Source organism: Streptomyces humi (assembly GCF_001005085.2).
Classification (GTDB): Bacteria; Actinomycetota; Actinomycetes; order Streptomycetales; family Streptomycetaceae; genus Streptomyces; species Streptomyces humi.
In genome coordinates this window covers 50360-62690 of sequence record NZ_LBMU02000101.1, presented here as the reverse complement: position 1 = coordinate 62690, position 12331 = coordinate 50360, and the positions used below count along the sequence as shown (strand labels likewise).

Annotated in this window: 10 protein-coding genes; 1 reads left to right on the top strand and 9 read right to left on the bottom strand. The window is 70.9% G+C overall.

All coding sequences use genetic code 11. The features are described from left to right. Positions 1-87: 87 nt before the first annotated feature. The 4 genes from AAW13_RS38640 to AAW13_RS38625 form a co-directional block, all read right to left on the bottom strand. Positions 88-2451 carry a peptidoglycan binding domain-containing protein gene (locus AAW13_RS38640; RefSeq protein WP_071659823.1) on the bottom strand — a complete coding sequence of 788 codons (2364 nt, stop codon included), beginning with the start codon at positions 2449-2451 and terminating at the stop codon, positions 88-90. 156 nt (positions 2452-2607) lie between these two features. After that, on the bottom strand, positions 2608-3024 hold the full coding sequence (locus AAW13_RS38635; protein ID WP_046733845.1) for a DUF6113 family protein: 417 nt from the start codon (positions 3022-3024) through the stop codon (positions 2608-2610). Continuing rightward, on the bottom strand, positions 3021-3899 hold the full coding sequence (mshB, locus tag AAW13_RS38630) for an N-acetyl-1-D-myo-inositol-2-amino-2-deoxy-alpha-D-glucopyranoside deacetylase (RefSeq protein ID WP_046733846.1): 879 nt from the start codon (positions 3897-3899) through the stop codon (positions 3021-3023). The genes AAW13_RS38635 and mshB overlap by 4 nt, the downstream gene beginning before the upstream one ends. Positions 3900-3961: 62 nt before the next feature. After that, on the bottom strand, positions 3962-4156 hold the full coding sequence (locus AAW13_RS38625) for a hypothetical protein (protein WP_046733847.1): 195 nt from the start codon (positions 4154-4156) through the stop codon (positions 3962-3964). A gap of 190 nt (positions 4157-4346) precedes the next feature. Between AAW13_RS38625 and AAW13_RS38620 the strand changes: the two genes are divergently transcribed. Beyond that, positions 4347-6467: a S9 family peptidase gene (locus AAW13_RS38620; protein ID WP_046733848.1), complete on the top strand. Its 2121-nt coding sequence runs from the start codon at positions 4347-4349 to the stop codon at positions 6465-6467. 152 nt (positions 6468-6619) lie between these two features. Here the strand turns inward: AAW13_RS38620 and AAW13_RS38615 are convergent, their stop codons facing one another. The 5 genes from AAW13_RS38615 to AAW13_RS38595 are packed head-to-tail and all read right to left on the bottom strand — an operon-like array spanning position 6620 to position 12200. Further along, positions 6620-7693, bottom strand: coding sequence for an ABC transporter ATP-binding protein (locus AAW13_RS38615; protein WP_046733849.1), 1074 nt, complete (start codon positions 7691-7693; stop codon positions 6620-6622). Next, positions 7686-8660, bottom strand: coding sequence for an ABC transporter ATP-binding protein (locus tag AAW13_RS38610; RefSeq protein ID WP_046733872.1), 975 nt, complete (start codon positions 8658-8660; stop codon positions 7686-7688). The genes AAW13_RS38615 and AAW13_RS38610 overlap by 8 nt, the downstream gene beginning before the upstream one ends. Positions 8661-8668: 8 nt before the next feature. Next, positions 8669-9649: an ABC transporter permease gene (locus AAW13_RS38605; RefSeq protein WP_046733850.1), complete on the bottom strand. Its 981-nt coding sequence runs from the start codon at positions 9647-9649 to the stop codon at positions 8669-8671. Continuing rightward, positions 9642-10565 (bottom strand): ABC transporter permease, encoded by a 924-nt coding sequence (locus AAW13_RS38600; RefSeq protein ID WP_046733851.1) that lies wholly within the window; start codon positions 10563-10565, stop codon positions 9642-9644. Before AAW13_RS38600 ends, AAW13_RS38605 begins: the two co-directional genes overlap by 8 nt. A 6-nt stretch (positions 10566-10571) precedes the next feature. Then, positions 10572-12200, bottom strand: coding sequence for a peptide ABC transporter substrate-binding protein (locus tag AAW13_RS38595; protein WP_046733852.1), 1629 nt, complete (start codon positions 12198-12200; stop codon positions 10572-10574). Positions 12201-12331 lie beyond the last annotated feature (131 nt).

The window sequence follows — 12331 nt, the reverse complement described above, 5'->3', positions numbered from 1 at the left end:
CCGCATGACAGATGTCATGAGCAGGACCTGACCGACAGACAGAGGGGGCGCCCGGTACGCACCGGGCACCCCCTCTCTGAGCCGTCGTCAGCTCGGGTTCGTCTCGATCACGCCGACACGCTCGGCCGTCGTCTTGCCGACCAGGGCCTTGCGGAGCGCGGAGGCGACGTCCTGGGGAGTGACCGCCGTCTTCTGGCCGGTTCCCCGGGTGATCAGCACGCCGTTGAAGGTGCTGCCGTACGCCGCCTTGAGGGCGTCCAGGTTGTACGTCTCCACCAGCTTGCCGTCGACGGCCTTGAATCCGAGGATCTTCGGCAGGGAGACGGGGCCGAACTTGATGCTGTGCGTGGCGTCCGTCTGGACGACGACCAGGTTGGACATCGCCGGCTCCGCGAACGCCTTCATCTCGCGGTCGACCTCGGTCTTGGAGACCGTCGGCTGCTGGGTGGTCGTCGGTACGGACACCGTGGCGGAGGTGTCGGTCTCCACCATCGTCCGGTACGCCTGCGTGACCGCCTGGGCGGACGCGGCCGCGTCGATGCCCTTGCCCGGCTTGCCGTAGACCGCGACGGCCTTGCCGGACTTGAACTCGATCGTGCCCTCGGTGACGGAACCGGCGCTGCCGCCGAGGTCCTTGAGGGCGGCCTGGAGCTTCTCCTCGTCGACCGGCATGTCGGGGTCGACGACCCGCTTCTGGCCGAACAGGGAGCCGATCACGGAGATCGGGTTGTAGTCGCTCTTGGCGGCCGCGTCGACCGTCTTCTGCATGTCGAACTGGAGGCCCGCCTGGTCCGGCGGCAGCGAGACCGTCTTGCCGTCGACCGACAGCTTCAGCGGCTTGTTCACACGGTCGCCGAAGGCGTCGTCGAGCTTCTTGACCGCGTCGTCGCGGGTGCCGCCGCCGATGTCGACGCCGAGCACGGTGGTGCCCTTGGGGACGTCGGAGTGGTTCATGAGGAGCCCGGCGCCGTAGACACCGACACCCGCGACCACCACGACACCGCCGAGCAGCGGCAGCTTGCTGCGCTTCTTCTTGCCCTTGCCCTTGCCCTTGGACTCGGCCGGGGGCGGCGAGACCGGCTCGGGCAGCTTGGGCGGCGTGTGCGACTGCGGCACGGCGCCGGGGCCACCCGGCGCGAAGGGGGAGTTGGCGCCCGGCGTCACGACCGGCATGCCGCTGGTGACGGTGTGTCCGGAGACGTTGTCCGCCGGGGCGCCGTGGCCGGGCATGCCCGGTTCCGGGGCGGGTTTCTGCGGGGTGAGGATGGCGGTGTCGTCGCTCAGTCCGCCGCCGGGGACGGCGAGGTGGGGACCGCCGGGGGCGGTGCGCGCGCCGGGTCCGGCCTGCGGGGCACGGCCGTTGGGCCGGCCCGGACCGCGGCCGGGGCCCGCGGGACCGCCGGGGGCCGCGGGACCGCCGAGACCGGCGGGAGCGCCGGGAGCGCCGGGACCGCCGGGAGCGCCGAAAGGCTCGCCGCCGGTGACCGGCGGGACGAACGGGCCGTCGCCGGTGACCGGTCCGCCGGTGGGGCCCGCCGGGCCCTGCGGGCCGCCGGGGCCGCCGGGCCTGCCGGGGCCGTTGAAGCCGTTGGGACCACCGGGGCCGGCCGGGCCGCCGCCGGGCAGGCCGGGGCCGTTCGGGGCGCCGTTCGGGCTGCCGCCCTCGGCGAAGTACGGCAGTTCGTCGCGGCGCGGTTCGCCGCTGTCCTTGGCGCCGCCCCGGGGGCCGCCGAGCGGGCCCGCGGCGAGCGCCTCGGTCACGTCGAAGGAGCCGGTGCCGCCGCCGTGCCCGGGAGCCACCGGGCCGCCGGTGGCGCCCGTGGGCAGCCCCGAACCGTTGGTGGAGCCGGGCCGGGAGCCGCCGGGCGCCCCCATCGAGCCGACGACCCCGCCGGGACGGCCGCCGTTCGCCCGCGGGCCGCCCGGGGTGCCCTGGGGGCCCGGGGTGCCGGGTGCGGCCGGCGTGTTCTGGGTCACGGCGGGCGAACCGCCCGGTGGTGTCGACCCGTTGGCGGCGGGGCCGCGCTGGGGGCCCTTGGCCGGGCCGGACTTGCGCGGCGCGAACCAGTCGCTGGCCTTCTCCCCGGGAGCGGGGGCGGCGGCCGGGGCCGGGGCCGCTTCCGCGGCGGGCGGCTCGACGGCGCCGGTGGGCGCGGCGGGGCCGGTCGGCAGCGCGTGGGTGCCCGTCTCCTCGCTCGGAGCGGCCTCGGTGTCCGGGACGGGTGTGCGGACGACCACCGGCGGAATCGGCCGGGATCCGGGGATGTTGATCCGGATCCGGGTCGTCAGCGTGGTCTCGGTCTTGCGTTCCTCCGGCTGCGCGGCCGAACGGCCCGCGCCCGCGGCGTCGTCGGAAGCCATGGGGGTCCCGTACGGCGGCGTGCCCGAGGGGTATGCGGATCCGCCGCGCCCGTTGGGCCCGGAGGACGGAGTGTCAGTTTCACGACTCAAGGCAGGTTCTCCCGGTTGGCTCCACCGCCCGTTTCGACCTTGCTCGGGCGGCTCGGCGGCGCGCACCACCATACTGGCCACTTCTGACGCTTATCCCATGACCGCTGGGGAAACCCACACCGGACTCGCACGCGCGCCGCACGGCGAAGTGGTACGTCACTTGCCAAGTCGGGCGCCGGCCGCCGCGGGTTGCCGCCCCAAACCTATTGTGGCGCAGATCACAGCCAGCGCCATGCCGCCGAGCAGGAAGAGGTACGAGCCGCCTCCCGCGCCGAACAGGAAATCCCCCTCGGGGCGGGAGGCGGTGAGGAAGATGACGGCGACGACCCAGCCGAAGGCGGGCGCCACGGCCCCGGAACGGCTGCCGGTCGCCCGCGACCCGCCGAGGAAGAGCCCGGCGGCGCCGGCCAGCGCGAGCAGCAGCCCACCGGGGAACCAGCCGGCCTGGACGAGGGTCCCGGCGAGGCCGACCACGGCACCGAGCACCACCAGGCCGAACAGGGCCGCGGCCCGCCCCGCGGAGGGCGGCCGCAACGGTTGCGCGAGCATCGAGCCGCGTCCCGCGGAGCTCATGAGGTCACCTCCGTGGCCGCGCCGAGGCCGGCGAACAGGTCGGTCTCGGGTGTGGCGCCCGGCACGCCGGCCACCAACTCGTAGTACTCCGTGGTGAACACGGGCTGCGCCAGCTCGTTGGAGAGGGCGAAGCAGGGTGCCGCGCCGGGCGCCACCTCGATCTGGGTGGCGTGGGCGGCCATCGCCGCGGTCTTCGCGGTGGCATACGCGGTGCCGTCGATCGCGGTGGTGACCCGCCGGTCGTCGACCACGCCCGGCACGTCGTCGACGGCCGCGGGCTTGTCGAAGGGCAGCGTCGGCAGGTCCTCGCGGAGACGGGCGAAGGCCTCCTCGGCGACGGTGCGCGGGACGCGGTTCCAGTAGACCTTGGGGACGCGGTGGCCGGCCTCGGCGGCGAGTTCGACGGCTCTCATGGCGACGCGGTGGGCCTGGATGTGGTCCGGGTGGCCGTAGCCGCCGTTGTCGTCGTAGGTGACGACGACCTGGGGGCGGGTCTCGAGGATGACCTCGACGAGATGGGCGGCGGCCTCGTCGACGTCGGCCTGCCAGAAGCAGCCGGGCACGTCGTTGTCGGGCAGGCCCATCATTCCGGAGTCGTGGTAGCGGCCGGCGCCGCCGAGCAGCCGGAAGTCGTCGACGCCGAGTTCCCGCATGGCGGCGGTGAGCTCGCCCAGCCGGTGCTCGCCCAGCGCCGGGCCGGTCAGATGCCTCAGCTCGGGCGGGATGACCTCGCCGCCCTCGCCGAGAGTGCAGGTGACCAGCGTCACACGGACACCCTGGTCCGCGTAGCGGGCCATGGTGGCGCCGTTGTTGATCGACTCGTCGTCCGGGTGCGCGTGCACGAGGAGCAGGCGTCGGGCAGGGACTTCCGTCATGTCCCCACCCTACGAAACGACACCGACAGTGCCGCGCAGCCCCGGCCCGCGTCCGTACCGGATCAGAACTTGATGCTTCCGATCATGCTGGCGACGTTGGTCGTCAGATCGCTGATCGTCGGCGCGACGGTCGAGGAGGCGAGATAGAAACCGAGCAGCATGCACACCACGGCATGACCGCCCTTCAGACCCGACTTCTTGATCAGCAAGAAGACGATGATCGCCAGCAGCACCACCGCCGAAATCGAGAGTGCCACGGCGGCTCACCTCCAAAGATCCCAGGGACGCGGGGGGTTCGGACTATGGGGGTTGTAGATCGGTACAGCAATTCCTTGCGGAAGCCAGCAGGTTCATACCCACCCAGCGGTAGTGATCATAACTATGCGTGCTCGCGCATCGCTCGGCGCACGGCCGCACAAGGGGGCGCATGGCCAATATGGTCGGGGCATGACGACCGAGGCTGTCTCATTCCCCCGCCGGCACGCCCGCACCCAGCGTTTCACGCTCGGCGCGCCGCGCGCGTTCACCGTGGCCCCCGACGGCTCCCGCGTGGCGTTTCTGCGCTCCGGTTCCGGCACGGACCGCGCCAACTCCCTGTGGGTTCTCGATGTGCCGAGCGGCGAGGAGCGCCTCGCGGCGGACCCCCGCACGCTGCTCGGCGGCGCCGAGGAGCATCTCTCGCCACAGGAGCGGGCCCGTCGCGAACGCAGCCGCGAGGGCGGGGCCGGCATCGTCGGCTACGCCACGGACGCGGCACTGGAGTTGGCGTCTTTCGCCTTGTCAGGGCGGCTTTTCACGGCGGAGCTCAGGGCCGGCACGGCACGCGAACTCACCGTCCCGGGGCCGGTGATCGATCCGCGTCCGTCCCCCGACGGCCGCCATGTCGCGTACGTCGCGCAGGGCGCCGTGCGGGTGGTGGGCGCCGAGGGCGAGGGCGACCGGGCGCTGGCGGAGCCGGAGTCGGAACAGGTCACCTATGGATTGGCCGAGTTCGTCGCGGCCGAGGAGATGGGCCGTTCGCGCGGCTTCTGGTGGTCGCCCGGGTCCGACCGGCTGCTCGTGGCGCGGGTGGACGACACGCCGGTACAGCGCTGGTGGATCGCCGACCCCGCCCACCCCGAGCGTGACCCGAACCACGTCGCGTACCCCGCGGCGGGCACACCGAACGCGGACGTACGCCTGTTCGTGCACGACCTCGACGGGGGGCGCACGGAGGTCTCCTGGGACCGGGCGCGCTACCCGTACTTGGCGCATGTGCACTGGTCAGACGCGGGTGCCCCGCTGCTGCTCGTACAGGCGCGCGACCAGCGCAGCCAGCTGTTCCTCGCCGTGGACCCGCAGTCGGGAACGACCCGGATGGTGCACGCCGACGAAGATCCAACTTGGCTTGAACTTTTCGCCGGAGTGCCCTGCTGGAGTCCCTCCGGGCGACTCGTGCGGATCGCCGACGAGGGCGGCGCCCGGGTCCTCGCCGTGGGTGAACGCCCGCTCACCGGCGCCCAGTTGCACATCCGCGCGGTACTCGACGTGACCAGCGACGACGTGCTGGTCACGGCGTCCGCCGGCGAGGAGGCCGAGTCCCCGGAGATCGGCGAGGTGCACGTCTACCGGGTCAGCGAACTCGGGGTGGAGCGCGTGTCGCAGGAGCCCGGCGTGCATACGGCGGTTCGCGCCGGGGGCGTGACCGTGCTGGTGTCCGCCACCCTGGACCGGCCGGGCAGCCGCGTCCAGGTACTGCGCGACGGGAAGCCCGCGGCGACTGTCACGTCGTACGCCGAAGATCCCGGTTTGTCCCCGCGCGTGACGCTCACCCAGGGGGGCGCACGGCGAATTCCGTGCGCCGTGCTTATGCCACGGGACTACCACGGGGACACTCCCCTTCCGGTTCTGCTCGACCCCTACGGGGGTCCGCACGGCCAGCGGGTGGTCGCCGCGCACAACGCCCACCTGACCTCGCAGTGGTTCGCCGACCAGGGCTTCGCGGTGGTCGTCGCCGACGGCCGGGGCACCCCGGGCCGCTCCCCCGCCTGGGAGAAGTCCATCAAGGACGACGTCGCGGCGGTCGTCCTCCAGGACCAGGTCGACGCGGTCCAGGCACTCGCCGCCGACTTCCCCCTCGACCTCACCAGGGTCGCGATCCGCGGCTGGTCGTTCGGCGGCTACCTCGCCGCGCTCGCGGCCCTGCGCCGCCCGGACGTCTTCCACGCGGCGGTGGTCGGCGCCCCGGTGACCGACCTGCGCCTGTACGACACCCACTACCAGGAGCGCTACCTCGGCGACCCCGGCGAGCAGCCGGAGGTGTACCGCCGCAACTCGGTGATCGACGACGCGGGCCTGACCGAGGCGGCCGGACCGCACCGCCCGATGATGGTCATCCACGGCCTCGCCGACGACAACGTGGTGGTGGCCCACTCGCTGCGGCTGTCCTCGGCGCTGCTGGCGGCGGGCCGCCCGCACGAGGTGCTGCCCCTGTCGGGCGTGACGCACATGACCCCGCAGGAACAGGTGGCGGAGAACCTGCTGCTGCTCCAGCTGGACTTCCTGAAGCGGTCGCTGGGGCTCGGGTAGGGGTACGGGCACGGGCCGGGACGACATGGCGCGTCCCGGCCCGTTCACGGCACCCGCACGGCCGTACGCTGTTCAGCGTGCCGCGTCCGTATATCGGGACCGGGTCGGCGAAGTTGCCTGCGTGTTAACGCGATTGACCCGCATACGCCCCGCTATGCACCCCCTTCGTCAAGATCGTCCGGCGCTTCCCCGGCCGGCTCCTCCGGCGGCACGACCCGCGTCTCCTCCGCGAAGTGACAGGCCGAGTCGTGCGCCGCCGGCCCCGGCACGTGCCGGAACACGGCCGGTACCGCGAGCAGCGGCACCTCCAGGGCGCACCGCTCCCGCGCCTTCCAGCAGCGCGTGCGGAACCGGCACCCGGACGGCACGTTCGTCGGCGACGGCACGTCCCCGCTCAGGATGATCCGCTCGCGGTGCTCCCGGGCCTCGGGGTCGGGCACCGGCACCGCGGAGAGCAGTGCCTGCGTGTAGGGGTGGGTGGGGTGGTCGTAGATCTCCTCGTCCCTGCCGGTCTCCACGATCCGCCCGAGGTACATCACCCCGACCCGGTCCGAGATGTGCCGCACGATCGACAGGTCGTGGGCGATGAAGACGTACGACAGGTCGAAGTCCTTCTGGAGCCGGGCGAGCAGGTTGATCACCTGGGCCTGGACCGAGACGTCCAGCGCGGAGACGGGCTCGTCGGCGACGATCACCTCGGGGCGCAGCGCCAGCCCCCGCGCGATGCCGATGCGCTGCCGCTGGCCGCCGGAGAACTGGTGCGGATAGCGGTTGACGTACTCGGGGTTGAGTCCGACGACGTCCAGCAGGTCCTGGACCCGTCTGCGCCGGTCGCCCCTGGGTGCCGCCTCGGGGTGGATCTCGTAGGGCTCCCCGATGATGTCGCCGACGGTCATCCTGGGGTTGAGCGAGGTGTACGGGTCCTGGAAGACCATCTGGATGTTGCGGCGGACCGCCTTCAGGGCCCGCCCGCTCAGCCCGGTGATGTCCTCGCCCTTGTACTTGATCAACCCGGCCGTGGGCCGCTCGAGATGGACGAGCATCCTGGCGACGGTCGACTTGCCGCAGCCGGACTCCCCGACGATCCCGAGGGTCTCTCCTTTGTTGAGCACGAAGTCAACACCGTCAACAGCCTTGACGGCACCGACCTGTTTCTTGAAGAGAACGCCCTGGGTCAATGGATAGTGCTTGACCAGTCCATCCACTTCGATGATCGCCTCAACCATTGACGCAGTCCCTCCAGAAGTGACAGGCGCTCCCCCGGTGCCGGTCCACCTCGTACAGCGGCGGTTCGTCGGTGCGGCAGACGTCCTGTGCCATGGGGCAGCGCGGGTTGAAGGCGCAGCCGGGAGGGATGTTCATGAGGTTGGGCGGCAGGCCCTTGATGGCGTAGAGCTCCTGACCCTTCTGGTCCAGGCGCGGGATGGAGTCGAGCAGCCCGCGGGTGTACGGGTGGGCGGGCGCCTTGTAGATGTCGTGCACGGGCGCGGACTCGACGATCCGCCCGGCGTACATGACGGCGATCCGGTCGGCGACGTCAGCGACCACGCCCAGGTCGTGGGTGATCAGGATCAGTCCCATGTGGAACTCGCGCTGCAACTCCGCGAGCAGGTCCATGACCTGGGCCTGCACGGTCACGTCCAGGGCGGTCGTCGGTTCGTCGGCGATGACGAGCGCCGGTTCCAGGGCCAGCGCCATGGCGATCATGATGCGCTGGCGCATCCCGCCGGAGAACTGGTGCGGATAGTCCCGCACCCGCTGGGCCGCGCCCGGGATCCGCACCCGGTCCATCAGCTCGACCGCCCTGGCCCGCGCGTCCTTCTTCGACATGCCACGGTGCACCACGAACATCTCGCCGAGCTGGTCGCCCACCGACAGCACCGGGTTGAGTGCCGACAGCGCGTCCTGGAAGATCATCGCCATCCTGGCGCCCCGGATCCGCCGCCGTTCCTCCTCCTTCAGCTTCAGCAGGTCGCGTCCCTGGAAGAGGATCTCGCCCGCGCCGATCCGCCCCGGCGGGGTGTCGAGGATCCCCATCACGGCCTGCGCGGTCACCGACTTGCCGGACCCGGACTCGCCCAGTACGGCCAGCGTCTCGCCCTCGCCGACGGCGTACGAGACCCCGTTGACCGCCTTCGCCACCCCGTCCCTCGTGACGAACTCCACGTGCAGGTCGCGTACTTCGAGCAGCACGGCGGCGCTCACCTCAGCTTCGGGTCGAGGGCGTCGCGCACCGCGTCGCCGAGCATGATGAAGGCCAGGACGGTCAGCGCGAGGGCCCCGGAGGGCCACAGCAGCGCGTGCGGGGCGTTGCGGATGTACGGGGAGGCCGCCGAGATGTCGATGCCCCAGGAGACGCTGGGCGGCTTCAGACCGACACCCAGGTACGACAGGGTCGCCTCCAGCGCGATGAAGGTGCCGAGGGCGATGGTCGCCACCACGATCACGGGGGCGACGGCGTTGGGCGCGATGTGCCGCAGCAGGATCCGGGAGTGGGAGGCGCCGAGGGCGCGGGCGGCCTGCACGTAGTCGTTCTGCTTGGCGGTGATCACCGAGCCGCGGGCGATCCGGGAGATCTGCGGCCAGCCGAGCAGCACCATGAAGCCGATGACCGGCCAGACCGTGTTGCTGGTGACCACCGAGAGCAGGACGAGACCGCCGAGGACGACCGGGATCGCGAAGAAGACGTCGGTGATCCGGGACAGGATCGAGTCCCAGAAGCCGCCGAAGAACCCGGCGAGGCCGCCGAGGACCGACCCGAGCAGGGCGACCCCGAGCGTGGCGCAGACGCCCACCGTGACGGACGTACGCGCCCCGTAGACGGTCCGGGTGTAGACGTTGCAGCCCTGTCCGTCGTAGCCGAAGGGCGCGCCCGGCTGGGAGCCCTCCTGGGCCTTGGCGAGGTCGCACTGGAGAGGGCTGCCGGAGGCGATCAGGGACGGCCACAGGGAGATGACGACCAGGAAGAGGATGACGAGGGCGGAGACGACGAAGACCGGGTTGCGGCGCAGGTCCCGCCACGCGTCGGACCAGAGTGAGCGGGGCCGGTCGGCCGGGCCGGTGCCGAGCGGGCCGCCCGGTGACCGCTCCAGCGTCTCGGCCTCGGTCGTCGCGAGGTCCATCGCCCCGCCGGCCCCCGTCCCCGCGATCGCCCGGCCGGGCTCGAACGGCTGCTCAGGCATAGCGGATCCTCGGGTCGAGTACGGCGTACAGGAGGTCGACGAGGAGGTTGGCCACCAGGAAGACGAGGACCAGGACGGTCACGAAGCCGACGACGGTCTGCGTGTTCTGCCGCAGGATCCCCTGGTAGAGCTGGTAGCCGACGCCGTGGATGTTGAAGATCCGCTCGGTGACGATCGCGCCGCCCATCAGCGCGCCGATGTCGGTGCCGATGAAGGTGACGACGGGGATGAGGGAGTTGCGCAGCAGATGGCGGGTGACGACCCGGCGCCGGGGCAGGCCCTTGGCGACGGCCGTGCGGACGTAGTCGCTGCGTCTGTTCTCGGCGATGGAGGTCCGGGTCAGCCGGGTCACGTAGGCGAGCGAGACGGAGGCGAGGACGAGCCCCGGCACGATCAGCTCGCCGAAGCCGGCGTCCGGGGAGACGGAGGGTCTGATCCAGCCCCATTCGACGCCGAGCAGCAGCTGGAGCAGCAGACCGGTGACGAAGGTGGGTACGGAGATGACGACCAGGGTGGCGAGCAGCACGCCGGTGTCGACGGGCCGGCCGCGCCGCATCCCGGTGAGCACGCCCAGGGTGATGCCGATGACGATCTCGAAGAGGACGGCCACGATCGTGAGCCTGATGGTGACGGGGAACGCGGTGGACATCAGCTCGGTGACCGGCTGCCCGTTGAACGCCGTGCCGAAGTCGCCGGTGAAGACGTTCCCCATGTAGGTGAGGTATTGCTGCCACACCGGCCTGTCGAGTCCGAACTCCTTCTTCAGCTGGGCGGCGGTCGCCGGGTCGCAGGCGCGTTCGCCGCACAGTCCGGCGATGGGGTCGCCCATGACGTTGACCATCAGGAAGATCAGCAGCGTGGCCCCGACGAACACCGGGATCATCTGGAGCAGCCGCCGGACGACGTAGCGTCCCATGCCGGGTCAGCTGACCTTGATCTCGTTGTAGACGGGGACGCTGAACGGGTTGAGCGCGACGTTCGACAGCCGGTCCGAGTAACCGGCGCTGCCGTTCTGGTACCAGAGCGGGATGGCGGCCATGTTGTCGCGGACCACCCCCTCGGCCTGCTGGAACGTCGAGACGGCCTTGGCGGTGTCGGTCTCGGCGTTCGCCTGGTCGACGAGCTTGTCGAAGTCCTTGTTCGACCACTTGCCGTCGTTGGACGAGGCGTTGGTGTAGTAGAGCGGCTGGAGGAAGTTCTGGATGAGCGGGTAGTCCATCTGCCAGCCCGCGCGGAACGGCCCGCTCATCTTGTGCTGCCCGATCTGGTTGCGGAAGTCGGCGAACGTGCCGACCGGGTTCCCGACGCACGCCTTGTCGTTGCCGAGCGCGTTGTTGATGGAGTTGCACACGGCGTCCACCCACATCCTGTGCGAGCCGGTGTCGGCGTTGTACGTGATCTTGAGCTGGCCGCCGGGGATGCCGCCGCCCTCCTGGACCAGCTTCTTGGCCTGGGCGGGGTCGTACTCGCAGGCGCTCCCGCACAGCCCCTCCTTGAACCCGCCGTCGGCGCCGAGCACCGGCGAGGTCCAGTCGGTGGCCGGGGTGCGGGTGTTCTGGAAGATGGTGTCGGTGATCTGCTTGCGGTTGATGGCCATGGACAGGCCGGTGCGGACCTTCTCCGAGCCGTTCTTGTTCCAGGCGCCGTCGTAGTAGGGGAAGGCGAGTGTCTGGATGATCCCGGCCGGGGTGTTGATGTAACGACCACCGAGGTCGCTCTTGACGTTCTTCAGCTGCGAGGCGGGGACGTCGTCGACGAGGTCCAGGTTGCCGGCGATCAGGTCGGTGTAGGCGGTGTCGCTGTCGGTGTAGACCTTGAGGGTCACGCCGTCGTTCTGCGCCTTGTCGTCCCCCGGGTACAGGTCCCACTTCTTCAGGTTCATCTGCGAGCCCTTGGTGTACGACTCGATGCGGTACGGCCCGTCGCCGACCGGTTGCCGCAGCCAGCCGGCGTGGTCGGTGAAGAACGACTGGGGAAGCGGCGCGAAGGCCGCGTAGCCGAGGGTGTCGGGGAAGCTGGAGAACTTCTGGTTCAGCCGGACCGTGAAGGTCCTGTCGTCGACCACCTGGAGACCGGACAGGGTGTCGGCGCTCTGGTTGCCGCCGGCCGGGTGGACCTTGTCGTAGCCCTGGATGTAGCCGAAGAAGTAGGCGTTCTTCTGGTTGTTCTTCAGGCTGGCGCCGTAGTTCCAGGCGTCCACGAAGGACTTGGCGGTCACCTTCTCGCCGTTGGAGAAGGCCCAGCCGTTCCTGAGGGTGACGGTGAAGTTCTGCGAATCGCTCGTGTCGATCCTGTCGGCGAGCATGTTCTGCGCCTTGCCGGTCTTCGGGTCGTACTTCTTCAGCCCCCGGAAGATCATGTCGAGGACCTTGCCGCCCTGGACCTCGTTGGTGTTGGCGGGCTCCAGGGGGTTCTGGGGGTCGCCCCAGGAGGAGCTGAGCACACCGCTCTCGCCACCACCGCCACCGCTGCCGCCGCCCCCGCAGGCCGTGGCCGCCAGCGCCACCACCACCGCGCAGACCGCCCCCCGGGCGTGCGTCGCTGAACGCATGGCGTGCCTCCTCCATGACGGGTGATCCATTACCGGTCAATATCATCAGAAATAGTGCATAACGCATATTTGCTACGCCCATCCGCAGCAGGACCCACCCGAAGGGGTGGCTCCGCCCGGGTGCGGCGCCA